This window comes from Mycolicibacterium rutilum (genome assembly GCF_900108565.1).
Taxonomy (GTDB): domain Bacteria; phylum Actinomycetota; class Actinomycetes; order Mycobacteriales; family Mycobacteriaceae; genus Mycobacterium; species Mycobacterium rutilum.
This window is the reverse complement of sequence record NZ_LT629971.1, coordinates 4,129,445-4,147,320: the sequence shown is the minus strand read 5'-3', so window position 1 is coordinate 4,147,320 and position 17,876 is coordinate 4,129,445. Positions and strand designations below refer to the sequence as shown.

At 69.5% G+C, this 17,876-nt stretch carries 16 protein-coding genes; 2 read left to right on the top strand and 14 right to left on the bottom strand.

What is annotated here, in order from left to right; all coding sequences use genetic code 11:
- Nucleotides 1-20: 20 nt before the first annotated feature.
- The 5 genes from BLW81_RS20180 to lon form a co-directional block, all read right to left on the bottom strand.
- Nucleotides 21-605, bottom strand: coding sequence for a hypothetical protein (locus tag BLW81_RS20180; RefSeq protein ID WP_083408709.1), 585 nt, complete (start codon nucleotides 603-605; stop codon nucleotides 21-23).
- Between the two features lie 51 nt (nucleotides 606-656).
- A complete protein-coding gene (locus BLW81_RS20175; protein WP_083408708.1) occupies nucleotides 657-1,385 on the bottom strand; it encodes a DUF72 domain-containing protein in 729 nt (242 codons plus the stop codon).
- 7 nt (nucleotides 1,386-1,392) lie between these two features.
- Nucleotides 1,393-2,034 carry an HhH-GDP family DNA glycosylase gene (locus BLW81_RS20170; protein WP_083408707.1) on the bottom strand — a complete coding sequence of 214 codons (642 nt, stop codon included), beginning with the start codon at nucleotides 2,032-2,034 and terminating at the stop codon, nucleotides 1,393-1,395.
- 19 nt (nucleotides 2,035-2,053) lie between these two features.
- Nucleotides 2,054-2,386: a TfoX/Sxy family protein gene (locus BLW81_RS20165; protein WP_083408706.1), complete on the bottom strand. Its 333-nt coding sequence runs from the start codon at nucleotides 2,384-2,386 to the stop codon at nucleotides 2,054-2,056.
- Nucleotides 2,387-2,455: 69 nt separating this feature from the next.
- Complete coding sequence (lon, locus tag BLW81_RS20160) at nucleotides 2,456-4,777, bottom strand: endopeptidase La (RefSeq protein ID WP_083408705.1); 2,322 nt, start codon at nucleotides 4,775-4,777, stop codon at nucleotides 2,456-2,458.
- Between the two features lie 97 nt (nucleotides 4,778-4,874).
- Here lon and BLW81_RS20155 point away from each other — a divergent pair, with 97 nt between their 5' ends.
- Nucleotides 4,875-5,603, top strand: coding sequence for an SDR family oxidoreductase (locus BLW81_RS20155; RefSeq protein ID WP_235632048.1), 729 nt, complete (start codon nucleotides 4,875-4,877; stop codon nucleotides 5,601-5,603).
- A gap of 84 nt (nucleotides 5,604-5,687) precedes the next feature.
- On the opposite strand, the gene BLW81_RS20150 is transcribed toward BLW81_RS20155, so the two are convergent.
- From BLW81_RS20150 to BLW81_RS20140, 3 genes are all read right to left on the bottom strand, one after another.
- A complete protein-coding gene (locus tag BLW81_RS20150; RefSeq protein ID WP_083408704.1) occupies nucleotides 5,688-6,692 on the bottom strand; it encodes an esterase family protein in 1,005 nt (334 codons plus the stop codon).
- Between the two features lie 361 nt (nucleotides 6,693-7,053).
- Nucleotides 7,054-8,454 carry a mechanosensitive ion channel domain-containing protein gene (locus BLW81_RS20145; RefSeq protein ID WP_083408703.1) on the bottom strand — a complete coding sequence of 467 codons (1,401 nt, stop codon included), beginning with the start codon at nucleotides 8,452-8,454 and terminating at the stop codon, nucleotides 7,054-7,056.
- Complete coding sequence (locus BLW81_RS20140; protein ID WP_083408702.1) at nucleotides 8,451-10,619, bottom strand: adenylate/guanylate cyclase domain-containing protein; 2,169 nt, start codon at nucleotides 10,617-10,619, stop codon at nucleotides 8,451-8,453. Before BLW81_RS20140 ends, BLW81_RS20145 begins: the two co-directional genes overlap by 4 nt.
- A 38-nt stretch (nucleotides 10,620-10,657) precedes the next feature.
- On the opposite strand from BLW81_RS20140, the gene BLW81_RS20135 reads away from it, so the two are divergent.
- Complete coding sequence (locus BLW81_RS20135) at nucleotides 10,658-11,122, top strand: DUF1810 domain-containing protein (protein WP_083408701.1); 465 nt, start codon at nucleotides 10,658-10,660, stop codon at nucleotides 11,120-11,122.
- Here BLW81_RS20135 and BLW81_RS20130 read toward each other — a convergent pair.
- The 6 genes from BLW81_RS20130 to BLW81_RS20105 form a co-directional block, all read right to left on the bottom strand.
- Nucleotides 11,106-12,389 carry an alpha-amylase family protein gene (locus BLW81_RS20130; RefSeq protein ID WP_083408700.1) on the bottom strand — a complete coding sequence of 428 codons (1,284 nt, stop codon included), beginning with the start codon at nucleotides 12,387-12,389 and terminating at the stop codon, nucleotides 11,106-11,108. The two genes, BLW81_RS20135 and BLW81_RS20130, sit on opposite strands and share 17 nt — an antisense overlap.
- Nucleotides 12,386-12,865, bottom strand: coding sequence for a nucleoside deaminase (locus tag BLW81_RS20125; protein ID WP_083408699.1), 480 nt, complete (start codon nucleotides 12,863-12,865; stop codon nucleotides 12,386-12,388). Before BLW81_RS20125 ends, BLW81_RS20130 begins: the two co-directional genes overlap by 4 nt.
- A gap of 17 nt (nucleotides 12,866-12,882) precedes the next feature.
- Nucleotides 12,883-14,565 carry a tetratricopeptide repeat protein gene (locus BLW81_RS20120; protein WP_083408698.1) on the bottom strand — a complete coding sequence of 561 codons (1,683 nt, stop codon included), beginning with the start codon at nucleotides 14,563-14,565 and terminating at the stop codon, nucleotides 12,883-12,885.
- A complete protein-coding gene (locus tag BLW81_RS20115; protein ID WP_083408697.1) occupies nucleotides 14,504-15,550 on the bottom strand; it encodes a hypothetical protein in 1,047 nt (348 codons plus the stop codon). The genes BLW81_RS20120 and BLW81_RS20115 overlap by 62 nt, the downstream gene beginning before the upstream one ends.
- Nucleotides 15,551-15,601: 51 nt before the next feature.
- Nucleotides 15,602-16,180 carry a TetR/AcrR family transcriptional regulator gene (locus BLW81_RS20110; RefSeq protein WP_083408696.1) on the bottom strand — a complete coding sequence of 193 codons (579 nt, stop codon included), beginning with the start codon at nucleotides 16,178-16,180 and terminating at the stop codon, nucleotides 15,602-15,604.
- Between the two features lie 96 nt (nucleotides 16,181-16,276).
- On the bottom strand, nucleotides 16,277-17,869 hold the full coding sequence (locus tag BLW81_RS20105; RefSeq protein WP_083408695.1) for a SulP family inorganic anion transporter: 1,593 nt from the start codon (nucleotides 17,867-17,869) through the stop codon (nucleotides 16,277-16,279).
- Between the last annotated feature and the right edge of the window lie 7 nt (nucleotides 17,870-17,876).

The window sequence follows — 17,876 nt, the reverse complement described above, 5'->3', positions numbered from 1 at the left end:
TCGACCGCCTTCCTCGCGCGCTACGGGGCGCCCGGGGGCACCTCGGTGTACTGCGGCACGAATCCGTCGGCCGCGAAACTGAACCCCTTGCCGGTGCGCTCGCTCGCGCACGAGACCCCGGTCTCTTCCTGGATGTTGCAGCGGAAACCGGCGACGGCGAGAATGCGGTTGAACGGCAACACTTTTGCATCCTCGGCCACGAATTCGTCCGGTTCCACCGCGACAAAGCGCGGGTCGCCGTCGCGGTCGACGACGATGGCGTTCGGCGCGGTCTCCTCGCCTGCGGCGTCGAGCACGGAATCGGGAGCGCCGGTGACGCCGATGGCCTGCCCGGCCGTGGACTGACACCCGGCCCGGTCACGCGGCAGGATCGCGCACGCCCAGCGGCCGCTGGGGGAGGTGAAGTAGTAGACCGCCGCACCCTGCGGGTGCGCGACGTAGTCGAACGCGTCGACCAGGTGCGGCCCGGCCGGCGGCGGCAGCGCCGGGGTGCTGGTGGGGGTCGTCGGCATCGTGACCCGTGGTTCGTCGGTGGTGAAGATCCGCTCACCCGAGCAGCCCGCCGCGAGGACCGCGGCGGCCGCGATCAGACATGTCGCACGCATTTCGGCTCTCAGCGTGCCGCAACCGCTCCGGGCGCCGGCATGCGGGGTCGCTCACCGCTCGGCCAGCATCGCCCGCAGCGTGCAGGCGTTGCGCACGGCGTGCCCGCCGAGGTCGTTGTTGAAGTAGACGAGGACCCGTCGGCCCTCCTCGTCCCAGGCGCGGATCCGGTCGGCCCACCGCCGCAGTTCGTCGTCGGGGTACGACCCGGCGTACAGCGAGTCCTGATCGGGGCCGTGCATGCGGATGTACACCCGGCCGCTGGTCGCCCTGGGCACGCAGCGGAGGTGGGCGCCGCTCATCACCACGTAGGCGGCGTCGTGCCGTTCGAGCAGCTCGTAGACGGCGGGGTCGCCCCAGGACGGGTGCCGCAGTTCCATCGCGACGGGGATGCGCTCGGGCATCAGGGTGAGGAAGTGCTCGAGGCGGGCGTCGTCGCGCTCCAGCTCCGGATGCAGCTGCACCAGCAGCGCCTCGCTGCGGTCCCCGAGCAGCGTCCAGCACCGGTCGAACCGCTCGATCCACGGCTCGGGTTCGCGCAGCCGCCGGTAGTGGGTGAGTCCGCGCTGGGCCTTGACCGACATGGTGAACCCGTCGGGCAGCCGTTGGCGCCAGCCGGCGAACGCCTCGTCCTTGGGCCACCGGTAGAAGCTCGCGTTGAGCTCGACGGTGTCGAACTCGGCGACGTAGCGCGCCAACCGCTTGGCCACCGGTGTGCCCGTCGGATACAGCACGTCCTTCCAGTGGTCGTAGGACCATCCCGACGTGCCGATCCGGATCACCGCGGTCTCATCCCCGCACCGCGTCGCGCAGCTCGTCGTCGAGCGACACCCGCACCAGCGCCGCGGCCAGGTCGGCGTTGCGCCGCGGCGCCAGGGCACCGAGTTTGTCTGGCGCACCCGGTAATCCGAGTGAGCGGGCCGCCGCCACGGCACGGTCGTCGAAGTACGGACGCAGCCACGTCCAGGTGTCCTGCACCTCGCGCAGGAAGATGTCGGCGCCGGTGTCGCCGATGCCCTTGAACTGTTTGAGCGCACCGGTCAGTGCGGCGGCGTCGTGCTCGGCGACCCCGTCGAGCCTGCGCAGGTCGCCGCCGTACTCCTCGACGGTGGCCGCCGCGATGTCGGTCAGGCGGGTGGCCGAGCTCTCGTCGTAGCGGACGTAGTGCGCGCGGCCGAACGCACGGATCATCTCGGCGCGGTCGGCGGCGGTGACGGCTTTGGGCGTGCGCAGTCCGGCGCCGAACAGCTCCCTGGCCGCGGCCACCGCGATGCCGGCGTCGATCGGTTTGCTGGCCAGCATGCACAGCGTCAGCAGCTGGAACAGCGGCATCGGTTTGTCCGCCAACCGGATTCCGGCCTGCCGGGCGTAGGTGGTGCCGGCCTGCTCGAGCAGGTTCGCGACGGTCTTCTTCTGCGCTGCGGCGTCCATCCCGGCTGACGTACCCGGGCTATTTCGGGGGCAAACTCCTGGCGAAGTCCACACCGCGCGCGACCCAGGGCTGCAGCTGTCGTTTGGTCCGCAACCCGTCCACGCCGACCAGCAGCCACCCACGCATCTCGCGGCCCGCCATCGTCATCGGCTCGACGTGCGGGCGGGCGAGCAGCGTGGCGGCCTCGGCCGGTGGCACCCGCACCATCAGGCCGCCGCGTCCGCTGACCGCCACCGCCATGTGACCGTCGACGAGGAACGCCAGTCCGCCGAACATCCGCTTCTCGTCGACACCGCGCTGCCCGGTGAGCAGTTCGCGGATGCGGTGGGCCAGGTCTTCGTCATAGGCCATGCGACGACCGTATATTGCGTTCAGGGTCGTGACCGGACAACGATCACGACCCTGAAGGCAATCTTCACATCAGGCGGCGACGGTGGCGCGCTCCTCGACCGGCGCCAGCGCCTGCGCGACGATGTCGGCGACGTCGGTCATCGGTTTGACCTCCAACGCGTCGAGCACATCGGCGGGCACGTCATCGAGATCCGCCTCGTTGCGCTGCGGGATGAAAACGGTTGCCAGACCGGCCCGTTGCGCGGCGAGCAGCTTCTGCTTGACGCCGCCGATCGGCAGCACCCGACCGTTGAGCGTGACCTCGCCGGTCATCCCGACGTCCGACCGCACCTGCCGGCCGGTGGCCATCGAGACCAGCGCCGTCACCATCGTCACACCCGCCGACGGTCCGTCCTTGGGGACCGCACCGGCGGGCACGTGGACGTGGATGCGCCGGTCGAGCGCCTTGGGGTCGACACCGAGTTGCTCGGCGTGCGAGCGCACGTAGGACAGCGCAATCTGCGCGGACTCCTTCATGACGTCGCCCAGCTGCCCGGTCAGCTGCAGGCCCGGTTCGCCGTCGGTCGCGCCGGCCTCGATGTAGAGCACATCGCCGCCGAGCCCGGTGACCGCCAGCCCGGTCGCCACCCCGGGCACCGCCGTGCGTTCGGCCGATTCGGGCAGGAACCGCGGACGGCCCAGGTACTCAACGAGATCCGGCTCGTCGATGACGATCGGACCCGGCGTCGAGGCCAGCTTCGTCGTCACCTTGCGCATCGCCTTGGCCAGCAACCGCTCGAACTGGCGCACGCCAGGCTCGCGGGTGTAGTCGGCGGCGACCTTGCGCAGCGCGGCATCTGTGACCTCGACTTCACCATCGGTGAGGGCCGCCCTTTCCCGCTGCCGCGGCAGCAGGAAGTCACGCGCGATCGCGACCTTGTCGTCTTCGGTGTAACCGTCGATCTGCACCAGCTCCATGCGGTCCAGCAGGGCCGACGGGATGTTCTCGATGACGTTGGCCGTCGCCAGGAACACCACGTCCGACAGGTCCAGGTCGAGGTCGAGGTAGTGGTCGCGGAACGTGTGGTTCTGCGCCGGATCCAACACCTCCAGCAGCGCCGCCGCGGGGTCACCGCGGAAGTCGGAGCCCACCTTGTCGATCTCGTCGAGCAGCACGACCGGGTTCATCGAACCCGCCTCGCCGATGGCGCGCACGATGCGGCCGGGCAGCGCGCCGACGTACGTGCGCCGGTGCCCGCGGATCTCGGCCTCGTCGCGCACGCCGCCCAGGGCGACGCGGACGAACTTGCGGCCCAGCGCCCGTGCGACGCTCTCGCCGAGCGAGGTCTTGCCGACCCCGGGCGGACCGGCCAGCACCATCACCGCGCCCGAACCGCGGCCGCCGACGACCTGCAGACCACGCTGGGCGCGGCGCGCCCGCACGGCCAGGTACTCGACGATGCGGTCCTTGACGTCCTCCAGACCGTGATGGTCGGCGTCGAGGATGTCGCGCGCCGCCTTCAGATCGGTGGAGTCGTCGGTGTGCACGCTCCACGGCAGGTCGAGCACGGTGTCCAGCCAGGTGCGGATCCAGCCGCTCTCCGGGCTCTGGTCGCCGGCGCGCTCAAGCTTGCCGACCTCGCGCAGCGCCGCCTCGCGGACGTTGTCGGGAAGGTCGGCCGCCTCGATGCGGCTGCGGTAGTCGTCCGAGGAACCGGTCCCGTCGTCGTCGCCGAGTTCCTTGCGGATCGCCGCCAGTTGCTGGCGCAGCAGGAACTCCTTCTGCGTCTTCTCCATGCCCTCGCGGACGTCCTCGGCGATCTTCTCGTTGACCTCGACCTCGGCCAGTTGATCGCCCGTCCACTCGATCAGCGCGCGCAGCCGCTCGGCGACGTCGGGCGTCTCGAGCAGTTGCCGCTTCTGCACCTGGGTCAGATACGACGCATAGCCGGCGGTGTCGGCCAGCGCGGACGGATCCGACAGCTGGTTGACGAAATCGATGATCTGCCACGCCTCGCGTCGCTGCAGCATGGCCAGCAGGAGCTTCTTGTACTCCGCGGCCAGCTTGAACGTCTCGTCGCCGGGTTGGTTCTCGGCGACCTCGGTAACCTCCACCCACAGCGCAGCGCCGGGGCCGGTCGCGCCGGCGCCGATGTGCGCCCGGCTGCCGCCGCGCACCACGGCGGCGGGCCCGCCGACCATGCGGCCGATCTGCACGATCGTGGCCAGCACGCCGTACGAGGGATACCGGTCGTCGAGCCGCGGGGCGATCAGCAGTTCACCGGACTCGCTGGCGCGTGCGGCGTCGACCGCGGCGCGGGCGGCATCATCGAGCTCGATCGGCACCACCATGCCGGGCAGCACGATCGACTCGCTCGAGAACAAGACCGGAACCGTCTTGACTTCAGCCATCAATCCTCCAAAGTTTGAGTCTGATGCGCTCAACTCCACCAGCGCCGGGTTTGTTCCCCGGCGGAATACCGACGGCCCGCCCGGAGTCGTGACCAACGTGACTGAAGAACCCCTCTACGACACGGTCGCGGCCGTGACCGGTGCCAGCAGCGGCATCGGCGAGGCCGTCGCCCGTCTGCTCGCCGCCCGCGGCGCCCGCCTGGTGCTGGGCGCCCGCCGCACCGACCGACTCGACCGGATCGCCGCCGACCTTGCCCCCGAGCGAGTCCGCACCGTCGCCACCGACGTCACGCGCGCCGACGACCTGGTCCGGCTGGTGTCGACCGCGGTCGACGAGTTCGGCCGGCTCGACGTCCTGGTGAACAACGCCGGTGTCGCCTCGCTCGGCCCGTTCGCCGACGGCGATATCGAGGCCTGGACGGCGATGATCGACGTCAACCTGCGCGGCGTGCTGCACGGGATCGCGGCGGCGATGCCGGTGTTCTTGCGGCAGGGCCACGGTGACTTTGTCACGACGGTGTCGACGGCGGGCATGAAGATCGTGCCCGAGATGGGCGTCTACGCGGCTACGAAGAATGCGGTCAGGACCGCGCTGGAGGCGCTGCGCCAGGAGTCCACCGACGGCGTGATCCGCACGACCGCGATCTCACCCGGCTACGTGCGCACCGACCTCGGCGCTCCGGGCGAGAACGTCGAACCCGGTTCGCACATGCCCGCTTTCGCGATCGCACCCGAGGCCGTCGCCCGTGCGGTCGCGTTCGCGCTCGAGCAGCCGCGCGACGTGGAGATCGGCGAGCTGGTGATCCGCCCGACCGTGCAGAACTGACCCCACACATGGCAGGGAGCCTGCCGTTCGGGGGGTACGGCAGGCTCCCTGTTGTGGGTGGATCCGGGTGGATCGAGCGGGTTCCTAGGCGCTGGCTTGCGCTCCGAGCACCCGCTGGATGTCAGGCTTCATCATCTCCAGCTGTTGGCCCCAGTAGCCCCAGCTGTGAGTTCCCTGGGCCGGGAAGTTGAAGACGCCGTTGGTGCCACCGGCCGCGACGTAGTTGTCGCGGAAGGTGATGTTGGTCCGCAGCGTGAACCCTTCGAGGAACTGCGCGGCCATCAGGTTCTGGCCCGCCGCTCCGGAGTCCAGGTCCGACGGGGTGCCGGTGCCGCAGTAGATCCAGATGCGGGTGTTGTTGGCGACCAGCTGGTTGATGTTGACCATCGGGTCGTTGCGCTTCCACGCCGGATCCGACGACGGACCCCACATGCTCTCGGCGTTGTAGCCGCCCGCATCGTTCATCGCGAGCCCGATCAACATCGGCCACCAGCCCTCGGACGGGTTCAAGAAGCCCGACAGCGACGCCGCGTAGATGAACTTCTGCGGGTAGTAGATCGAGTAGGTCAGCGCGGAGCTGCCGGCCATCGAGATGCCGACCACCGCGTTACCCGTCTGCGACACACCGCGATTGGCCTCCAGCCACGCGGGCAGCTCCTGCGTCAGGAACGTCTCCCACTTGTAGGTGTAGTCCTGGCCGTTGCCCCGCGACGGCTGATACCAGTCGGTGTAGAAGCTCGACTGGCCGCCGACCGGCATGACCACCGACAACCCCGACTGGTGGTACCACTCGAACGCCGGGGTGTTGATGTCCCAGCCGTTGTAATCGTCCTGCGCGCGCAGCCCGTCGAGCAGATAGACCGCGTGCGGTCCGCCGCCCTGGAACTGGATCCGGATGTTGCGGTTCATCGCCGCCGAGAACACATCCAGATATTCGACCGGCAGCCCCGGCCGCGAGAACGCCCCGGCCGTCGCCGACCCCCCGACGAAGCCGATCAGGCCGGGCAGGGCCGCCGCCGTGAGGGCAGCGACCGCCATGCGGCGCATCAATTTTCTGCCGGTACCTCGGTACCTCTCCAAGAACTTCATAACGGCAACCAACCCACCTTTCATCGCTTTCCACAAGCAATTGCCGTTGCTATGCCTGCGTAATGAAACACGCACGGAGTGCCCGACACCCCGCCCGACATGCGGTGATGAAGTCGCGGTTGGCTAACGATTCTGACTCGGCGCGGACTCACCGACACCGGAATGCGGCTGTGACCTGTGGGGACGGTGTTACTCGTGTGACTCGGCCACGGCGCGCCACACGCCGCGCGGCAGACGGCGCGTTGCGCCTCCGACCTCGATGTAGCGCAGGGAGCGACCCATCACACCGGCGGTGGCCACCACATCGGCCCGCGCGACGGCGATATGGTCGACACGCGGTGCCTGCCGCCGTCCAGCAAACTCACTCGCCCGCAGCGGCCACTGCCCTCTGCACACTGGACCGGCGCTCCTCGATCGCGTGGCCGAAGTCCTGGAGCAGTACCGGTTTGCGCGCGGTGAGCTCCTCGATGTGCGCCCGCTCCACCAGCAGCACCGTGACCTCCTCGAGCGCGTAGGCCGAGGCGGTCACCGGTTCGCGGGTCAGCGTGGTCTGGCCGAGAAAGTCGCCCGCCTCGAGCGTCCGGACGGCGATGGTCGCGCCGTCGGACGTGGTGACGACCAACCGCACCGTGCCGGTGACGACGAACAGCATCCGCTTGGGCACCTCGCCGGCGTACTGCAAATACTCATGGGTGCCGTAACGCGCCAGCCGGACGTGGGGGAGGAAGGCCTCCTGCTCGGCCTTGTTCAGTCGCAGGGTCGGCGCGATGATGCGCACCGACTTCTGCAGGCGCTCAGGGGTTTCGAACTCGTCCTCGGCCTCGTCGAGGTGCAGCCCGGCGCGCCGCGAGGCGTACCAGACCCAGCGCAGGAACTGCGTCTTCGCGGCGTAGTCGTCGGCGGGGGTCGTCAGCGGAATCGACGTGCTGTAGCGCAATCCGCCCAGGTGCACACTCGACGGCGTCGCGTCCGGGCGCAGCTGCGGCAGCATCGCCGCGACCTTTTCGAGCATCGCGATCACGTCGTCGGGCGGGTCGTCGACGGCGAACACCGTGTCCACCGACAGCGAATGGGTACCGGGGGGACGACTGAAGTTGGTGAACGACGCGGCCGCCAGCACCGAGTTCGGCATGATCAGCATGCCACCGCCGGTGTCGATGTGTGTTGCCCGCCAGTTCACTTCGACGACCCGGCCGCGTCCGGACGGCGTCTCGATCCAGTCACCCAGTTGGAACGGCTGCTCGAAGAGCACCAGCAGCCCGGAGATGATCTGCCCGACGGAATTCTGCAGCGCCAGGCCCAGCACGATCGACGACACGCCGAGCGCGGCAAACAGTCCGCCGACGTTGGCGCCCCAGATGTAGGCGAAGATCAGCCCGACGCCGACGGCGATCAGTACGAAGCGGGCCACGTCGAGGAAGATCGACGGAATCCGCTTGCGCCAGGTGCCTTCCGGTGCGCCCTGGAACAGCGTGGCGTTCAGGCCGGACAACAGCAGCACCAGTACCACGAACCCGAACACGGTCGCCACGATGCGCACCGGCGTCGTCTCGCCGGAGATCTGCATGCCCTGAACGAGCAGGATCAGCAGCGCGCCCAGCGGCAGGATGTAGTTGCGCAGCAGGTGCACCGGCCGCGCCAGGACGTTGTTCCGGCGCAGCAGTGCGTTGTGCAGTTCGGTGAGCAGCACCAGGCAGATCGGCAGCCCGACCGCCACGCCGACCGCCCAGTAGAACCACGGCGCGTCGAACACGGTTGTCACGGTTCGCCTTCCGTGAGCCGCCAGATCGGTTCCTGCTCGCCGTCGACGGCGATCGAGCCCGCCGCCTCAAAGTTGTGGCTGTCGCGCACGACGTCGAACACCCGGGTGGTGACGTACACCCCGGGTTGCGGTGAGCCGCTCTGCACCTGATAGGCGAGGTTCACCGCCGCGCCCCACATGTCGTAAGCCAGGCTGGACCGGCCGACGAGACCGCTGGTGACGGTGCCGGTGTCGATGCCGGCACGCAGGCGCAGGTTGTCACCGCTCTCGGCGTTGAAGCGCTCGACGATCCGTTCCATCTCGATCGCGAAGTCCACCGTGCGCTGCACGTTGTCGAGCCGCGGGACGCTCAGGCCGCAACTGGCCAGGTATCCGTTGTGCAGCGTGCGGACGTGCTCGACGCCCAGATTGTCTGCGGCGGCGTCGAATTGGCGCGTCAGCTTGTTCAGGATCGCCAGCAGTTCGTCGGAGCTCAACCGGCCGGTCAGTTCGTCGAGGCCGACGATGTCGGCGAAGATCACCGTGACGTCCTGGTGGTCCTGGGCGATGGTCTCCTCGCCCTCGCGGTAGCGCTGCACGACGGGTTCGGGCATCAGCGACAGCAGCAGCCGGTCGTTCTCGCGGCGCTGCTCGGCGAGCAGATCCTCCTTGATCGCCAGGTTGCGGCTCATCTCGTTGAACGCCACCGTCAGATCGCCGAACTCGTCACGCGACTGCACCGGCAGGCTGATCCGGTAGTCACCGCCGCTGATCCGCTGGGCGCCGGCCTCGAGCCGGCGGATCGGCCGGACGAACAACCGGGCCAGCAGCATGGCGGCGATGCAGACCACGAAAATGATGACCGCCGTGGACAACACCAGCGTGCGGGTGAACGCCGAGACCGGCGCGAACGCCTCGGCGGTGTCGATCTTGGCGATCACCGACCAATGCAGACCCGGCAGGTTGACCGGGGCGTAGGCCTGCAGTGTCTCCTGGCCGAGGTAGTCGCGCTCGACGATCGTCCCGGTCTGCCCGCGCTGCGCCGACCGCGTCGCCTCCGAGGCCACCGGTTGCACGAGTGTGGTGCCGTGTTGGCGGATCGCCGTGTCGGCCACATCGGGCGGAGTTCCGGCGTCGACCACCTCGCGCTTGAACCGGTCGGGGTCCTCGAGGAACAGCCGGGAATCCGAGCGCATCAGGTCGTCGGGGCCGACCAGGAACGTCTCGCCGGTGCTCCCCATCCCCGCCGCCTCCCAGTGCCGGTCGACGGTCATCAGCTTGTTGATCTTGGAGATCGGGAACTGCAGGGCGAGAACACCTTCCGCGCGTCCCTGCGCACCGACCGGCGCGACCATCCACGCGGTGGGCTCGTCGGCGGGCTGGTAGTCGCTGAAGTCGGTGACCCCGACGTAGTCGACGGCGTTGGCGGCCAAGGCTTTCTGGTAGGCGTCGCGCAGGTCGCCCTCGCGGTACGGTCCGGTGAGGATGTTGGTGCCGAGGTCGACGCCCTTGTAGGCGGTGTAGACGACGTTGCCGTCGGTGTCCAAGAGCAGCGCGTCCTCGAATTGGAAGCGCTGCACGATCTCGCGGAAGAAGTCGTTGTAGCGGGCGTTGGCCGCCGACCAGGCGCTGCCGTCGCGGGCGTCGTCGAACTGGATCGCTTTGTCCCAGTCGTCGAACGGTGCGGTGTAGTAGGCCTGCAGGTACTTCTGCGCGTTCGTGGTCGGCAGCAGCGCCCGGACATCGAGTGTGTGGCCGGTCTGACGCTTCTCGTCGCGCTCGAAACGGTCGCGGTAGTAGTCCACCACCGACTGCCACTGCGCGGGGTCGATCGGGGCCGCGTCGAGTTGGTCGAAACCGGCGCTGAACGCGCGCAGCGCGTCGACGCTGGTGGCGCCGCGGGTGTAGATGATCAACGAGTTCTGCAGATCGGTGAACGTCGCCTCCAACTGGCGCGCCTGCGACGACCGGATCTCGGTCAGCCCGTCGAACACCGCTTCGCGCAGCGACGAGCGGCCCGACTGATAGCCGATGGCGCCGACCACCGCCGCCGACAGGATGCTGGTCAGCAGCAGCATCACTAGCAGCTTGGACTGGATGCTGATGCGCGACAGCGCGCGACGCGCCAGGCCACGGGGTCTCGGAGCGGGCGGGGGCGACGTGGCCGGCTCGGTCGGTGTCGTCATTGAATTGCAAAGGTTAGCTTGCAAAACTGGCGGATGAGATGCCTAGGGACAAATCGTTAGCTTCTGAGGACCCGTACGACCTGCAGCGCTTCGTCGCCGCGCAGGCACCCGTCTATGACACGGTGCTCGCCGAGCTGCGCGCGGGACGCAAACGCAGCCACTGGATCTGGTACGTGTTCCCGCAGCTCCGCGGGCTGGGCCGCAGCGCGACGGCCGAGCGGTTCGGCATCGGGTCGCTGGACGAGGCACGGGCCTATCTCGACCACGACGTGCTCGGGCCGCGGTTGCGGGAGTGCGCGCAGCTGGTCGCGGGCAGCGCCCAGGTGTCGGCCGTGGAGCTGTTCGGTCGGCCGGACGACCTCAAGGTGCGTTCGTCGATGACGCTGTTCAGCCGCGCGGCCGACGACCCCGATCTTGCTGCCGTGTTCTCGGCGGTACTGGACAAGTACTACTCCGGTGAACCCGACCCGCTGACCGTCGAGAAGCTCAGCGCGCAGCGATGATCAGCCAGCCGTGCGGCGCCACCTCGGCGGTCCGCACGGTCTCCGTCGGCGGCGCGCCGGACCCGCCGAGCACCTCGCCGCGGTCGACACCGAGATCGGCCAGGGTGAGCCGCAGCGGCGTGTCGTCGATGTTGAGCGCGACGATCAACGCGTCGGACCCGGCACTCGTCCGGTAGACGTAGTGGCGGTTGGTCAGCAGCAGCGGCGCGGTGCGCGCCGTGTGCAGCCACGCGTGTCTGCGGCGCAGGCCGATGAGGAACTGGTGCAGCCGGAACACGTCGGCGCCGTGCGCGTCGACCGGCACGGGCGGCGCACCGAACTCGGGCCGCACCGCGTCGTCGCCGCCGAACCGCTCCTCTTTGACCCCGCGAAAGGCGAACTCGTCGCCGGCGTACACGCTCGGCGTGCCGCCGGTCGTCATCAGCAACACCAGCGCGTGCTCGAGGTGGGCGATGTTGTCGAGCCGGCTGGCGATGCGGGTGACGTCGTGGTTGCCGACGAACGTCAGCGGCACGAAGGAATCCAGAAACTCGTTGTGCCGCACCAACGCCCAGTCCAACTCGTGGAAGTTGCCGTCGTTGAGCGCGCTCCACACCGCTTTCCACAGCTCGTACTGCGTCGCCGAGTCGAAGCCCGACTCCCGCACGCGCGCCGCGTAGTCGCCGTGGATGATCTCGGCGAGGAAGTACGCGTCGGGGAACTGTTCGCGGACCCGGGGCAGCACCCGGGCCCAGAAGGTGTCGGCGACGGCGTACGCGGCGTCGAGTCGCCAGCCGTCGGCGCCGCGGCGTAGCCAGTGCGTCATCACGTCGACGACGTAGTCGACCACCGCGGGGTTGTCGTGATCGAGGGCGAGCAGGTCGCCGTGTCCCTCGAAGGTGTCGACACCGTCGCCGCGCCTGCGCACGAACGACGGTTCGACGAAGTCGGTGCCCACGTGGTTGAACACACCGTCGAGCAGGATCCGCAGACCGCGCCGGCGGGCCTCACCGACGACGGCGTCGAAGTCGTCGTCGTCACCGAGGCGGGGGTCGACGGCGTAGTGGTCGGTGGTGTCGTAGCCGTGGGTGCGCGACGCGAAGATCGGGCCCAGCGCGATACCCGACGCGCCGAGTTCGACGGCGTGGTCGAGCCAGTCGACGATGCGCCGGAACCGGTGTTCCTCGGGGCCGGGCGCGGGGTCGGCGGGATGGGCGCCGACGAACCCCAACGGATACACGTGCCACCAGATGACGTGTTCGACCCACGCGGGTTCGGCGCGGGTCACGGGCGGAACTTCGCGGCGTAGAGAGCCTTCATCGCGTCGGTGAACTCCGCGGCGGGCCCGTCGACCACCGCGGCCGGGGCCACCGCGCTGATGGGTAGCGGCGCGACCGGCGGCGGCGGCGCACCCCACTCGGCCAGCCACTGGCTCAGCTGCGCCGACGACGCGGCGTAGACGATCCGGCCCAGGCCCACCCAGGCGTGGCCGGCCGCGCACATCGGGCAGTGCTCGCCGGAGGTGTAGACGGTGGCGCGGGCGCGCTCGTCGGGGGTCAGGTGCGCCACCGCCCACTGGGCGATCGCGAACTCGGGGTGGCGGGTGTGGTCCCCGTCCTTGACGCGGTTGCGGTCCTCGAACAGGGTCCGGCCGTCGGCGCCGACCAGCACCGAGCCGAACGGTTCATCCCCGTCGTCGAGCGCCTCGCGCGCCAGCTCCACGCAGCGTTGCAGGCGACCGAGGTCGTCGTCACTGAGCGCCACAGTCGGCAGTCTACGGATCAGTCACAGCAGGCGTCGTGCACCTCCAGCCGGCACGCGCACGATGCGGTGATGGGAACGTCGGCGCGCGCCGCGGCGAGGGTGAGTTGCTGCGCGACGATCGCCGCCTCTGCGCTGCGGCCCAACCGCTGCAGGCACTCGTGATAGCCGTGCAGGCTCCACACGTTGTTCGGGTGCTGGCACGGCCGCGGCAGGGTCGGGTCCAGGCCGAGGTCGGCCGCGTACACCGCGGCGGCCTCTTCGACGCGGCCCTGCTCGAGCAGCAGCGCGCCGTAGGCGTGCCGGGTGGGTTGCATCCAGCCCCACGGTTCGTCGTAGGGGAGTGCGTCGTCGAGCTCGATGGCGCGCCGCAGGTGCGCGAACGCGTCGTCGTATTCGCCTGCGCGGTAGGCGATTTCACCGTCGAGCATTTCGGCGGCGATCGCCAGGATGTCGGCCACGGTGTTGTTGAACAGGTAGCGGCTGTCGGGGATCCGGGCGCGGGCGACTTCGAACGCTTCCCGCTCGGCGCGGGCCTGATCCAGGTGTCCGCCGGCCGCGTGCGCGACGCCGCGCCCGTAGTGGATGGTCGCGACCGTGCTGCAGTACAGGTCGCGGTCGTCGGGCAGCGGCTGGGCGATCAGGTCGTCCCAGCGGCCGAACCGGATCAGCACGTGGGTGCGCAGCGGCACGAACGCCTCCAGCCAGTCGGCCATCGGCGGCGACTCGATCGCCAGCAACTCCGGGCTGAGCTGAGCGGCCAGCTCGTCGGCAGCGGCGAACGCGGCACGCGAATTGCCTTCGAACATCGCCGAATACACGACGAAGTGCAGGTTGTGCGCCCGGTACAGGGAGTAGAAGTTCAGTGGCCCTTCGCGGTCGACGAAGCGATGGTCGACCACGATCGCGGACTGGTTGGACACCACCGAGTCGCGGTAGTTGCCGCACAGCACGTCGATGTGGCTGGGCATGTGCTGCAGGTGGCCGGCGTCGGGGACCAGGTCGCGCAGCAGATCCGCCGCGGGCAGCGCGTCCTGCGGGGCGGCCGACATCTCCATGGTGTGGATGTAGAGGTGCAGGATGCCCGGATGGCTGCGCCCGACGTCGGTGGCCAGCGCGTCGTCGAGGATCCGCTTGGCCGCCAGCACCTGCGAACCGGGCGCCGGTTCTCCGGTCCTGGTGTCCCACAACGCCCATGCGGTGACGTTGACCAGCGCGTCGGCGGCCAGCGCCTGGACGTCGACGTCGTCGGGGTAAGCCTGGGCCAGCGCGGCCATCGCGTCGGCGTAGGCGGCCCCGCCGGCGCTCAACGCCTCGGCGTCGCCGGGGTCGTCGGTGGGGAAGCGGGCCTGCAGCGCGTCGATCAGCCCGCGTTCGACCGCAGACGCCCGGCCGTGTTCGGCCAGCCCCAACTCCATTCGGGCCCGGGCCAGTGAGGCCGCCGCGTCGACGGGGTCGAAAGCGTCCCACCCTTTGTTGTAGTTCGGCCCGATCGCGTAGGCCACCCCCCACCGCGCGATCGCGAGGTCGGCGTCGAGTTCGAGCGCCCGCTCGAAACAGCGGATCGCTTCTTCGTGGTTGAACGCGTAGGACCACACCATGCCGCGGTCGAACCACGACTGCGCCTGCTGCGACGGCGTCTCAATCGGCCGGTGATAGGACCCGAGGTCGTAGTAGGTCTCGTCCGCGGCCGAAATGGTCATGCAGAGCACGATAATTCACCCGCGCAGCGGTGGCGAGGATTGCCAGCACGCAGCCCGCCGCGCCCCACAACACGAGCGTGACCGCCGGGGTCTGCGCGCCGTTGCCGCCGAAGTAGGCGATGCTGCGCAGCAACGAGACGCCCGCACCCTGGGGCACGATCCCGCTGAACGTGGCGTAGAACCCCGACAGCAGGGGCCGGCCGACCGGGCCGGCCGCCGCGGCGTTGCCGATGATGACCAAAAACCCGGTCAGGATCAGCGAGGCCGTGGTGCCCAGCGCGGCGGCGACGCCGGTGATCGCCCCGCCCACCGCCATCGAGTAGAGCCACAGCGCGCCGAACACCTGCCAGGTGTGTCCGACCAGTGCGCCGAGCACCCCGTCGACGTAGAGCGTGACGCCGCCGGCCAGCACCGCCGAATACCCGGCGAGGGTGAGCGTGCGCAACAGCAGAGTGGCCGGCCGTCGCACGGTGCCCATGAAGCGGCCGAGGATGGTTGCCCCGACCGAGGCGCCGATCGAGAGGAAGATGACCGCATAGAACTCGACGGTGCCCGACGGGTCGCCGGCCGACGCGGGCGCGACGTCCTCGACGACCGCGCGCAGCCCGGCCTGCGCCGCGACGGCCTCGCCGACGTTCTCGGCGGCCACGGCCACACTGCGCCCGCCACCGCCTGCCACGTAGACGGTCAGGACGCCGGCCGGGTCGACCGCGAACGCGGTGTCGGCATCGCGTTGCAGCACCTGGTCACGCGCCGCGCCGGCATCTCCGACGGCGTTGACCCGCAACGCATCCTGGCCGCGCAGGCTGTCGACGAGCTGTTCGGGACCGGCGACGGCCACCCGCAGATCGTGCAACGTCGGGTTGGCGAAGGCACCGGAATAGCTGGCGATCATCGCCAGGACGACGAGGATCAGCCCGCCGAGCGCGAGCACGGTGTTGCGCACGGCCGGTGATCGCCGGGCGGCGGCGTGGTGTCTACCCACTGTGTGTGAACCTCTCTATGGCGAACAGTCGCAAACTGCCCCGGAAACCCGTTATTTCGGGGCAGTTTGCGTCTGCTCGCGGAAATAGTTGACGGTGGCGAGCGCGGCCCGCACCCGGCCGCCGAGGTCGGCGGAGTCCGGGTCTTCCATCCAGGACCGCAGGACTTCCATGAACCCGCCGACCAGGAATCGGGTGACGGCTTCGGAGGCGACGTCCGCGACCGTCGACATCGCCGCCGCCAACTGCTCGCAGGCCGGCAGCAGTTCGGCGCGGAAGGCGGCGACCACGCGCTGGGCCACCGTGCTCGGCACGACGTTGCGGTACATGGAGCGGTGCTCGGCGGCGAAGTCGAACAGCCGCACGATCCTGTCCGGCGCCTCGCCGGAGATGCCGCCGGTCGCCTCCGCAATCGTGGTGGCGAAGGCCGTGGTGAAAGCGGTCGCGACGGCATCGTCGCGATCGGCGAAGTGCCGGTAGAAGACCTGCCTGCTGACGCCGGCACGGGCCACGATGTCGCCGACGGTCAGCCGGTCGACCGGCTGTTCGTGCGCCAGCGCGAACGCCGCTTCCCGCAGCCGGGTGCGGACGCGTTCGGCGCGGGGATCGGCGCTGTGGGTGCGGGCGGCCATACCGGCAGCCTAAGCGATTTCGTGGACAACTGACCACGAAACGTTAGGTGATCTAATGCAGGGTCGACGCGGGCTGTGACGCCCGGCACCCGGCGTTCAGTGGCCGGCGACCACGTCGGACTCGTCGACCTCGACCGGGTCCTTGGCGCCGGGAAGCAGCGCGTACGCCAGGCACACCAACCCGAACATCAGGTAGCCCAGCGCCACCGCCGGGCTTGCGGCCCAGGCGACTTCGGGGGCGTGGATCAAGCCGATGAACGACAGCACCGCACCCACGCCCGCCGCGATCGAGGCGTAGTGGAATTTCTTCTCCAGGACGAACGTCACCATGGTGCCGAGGATCAGGCCGACGAGCACCGCGCCCTCGCCGAATGTCTTGAGGCCGTCGTAGACCACGCCGGCACCGTTGAGCGCCTCGACGCCAACCTCGGTCGCCGACGTGCCCGCGGCGTTGAGCGCGTTGTCGATCAGCCCGTGCGCCCACTGCGCGAGGTTGGGCAGGATCGCCGCAACGACCGCGACCGCGTGCAACCGGGGCACGGCCTGGAATGCCTGCGCCCCGATCAGCAGCCCGATGTAGAGCAGGATCGGCACGATGGCCGGCACGGGCAGCAGCGCGTCGAGCACCCCGAAAAGGCCGAGGAAACACAGGATTCCGACGACCACCCCGCTGGCCAGCGAGTAGCTCGCGCGGCCACCGGCGTCCTTCCAGCCGGGGTGGCCGATGTAGACCGCAGGTGGGAACGGCGAACCGAACGCCGAACCGATCACCGCGCCCGCACCGTCGGCGAGCAGCACGCTACGCAGGTTGAAGCTGTCGCCGGCGGCCGCGGCGCTTTCCACGTTGCTCATCGCCTCGGTGAAGTTGTAGACGCCCAACGGGATCGCGGTGCCCAGCAGCGGGGCCAGATCGGCCAGCCCGTTGAACAGCAGGTCGATCCGCAGATCGGGGATGCCGATCGCGATGTCGGAAACCGCTTGTCCCACATCGGGTGCCGACATGTAGCCACCCGCCCAGCCGATCGCGGTGCCGACCAGCAGCGCGACGAGGCCGACCGGAATGTTGCCCGGCAGCTTCACGTCGGTGAAGAACCCGATCAGGATGATCGCCAGCACCGGCAGCCCGATCCACGCGACCTCCCACATCTGTGCGGCCGGCCGCATCGAGATGAACGTGATCGAGATGCCCGCCAGCGTGCCGAGCATCGCGGCCCGCGGGGTGAGCTTGCGGATGTAGGGCCCCACGAACGCGCCGATCATCACGATGACGCCGATCAGGAAGGCCCAGGCGAGGCCGGCTTGCCAGGCGCGGATCGGGTCGTCGGTGTTGAGGTAGACCGGCAGCATGACGACGAAGACCACGATGAACATGTGCGGCACGCTCGGCCCGTACGGCAGTGCCGTGACGTCGGTGCGGCTCTCGCGGCGGGCCAGTCGGCGGGCCAGGAACGTGTAGTACAGGTTGCCCAAGATCAGGGCCACGCCGAGCGCGGGCAGCACCGTGCCCAGCACATCGGCTGCTGGCACCGCGATGACGCCGATCATCAGGGCGGTCAGGGTCAAGACGTTGACCAGGATGTTGAAGCCCAGCCCGAAGAACGCGTTGAGGTCGCCGCGGGTCCACCACGGGATGGGCGACGGCCTGGTGGCGGACGGGGCGGCGGGCGGATCGGTGACGTCGGCGGTCATCGCGGGT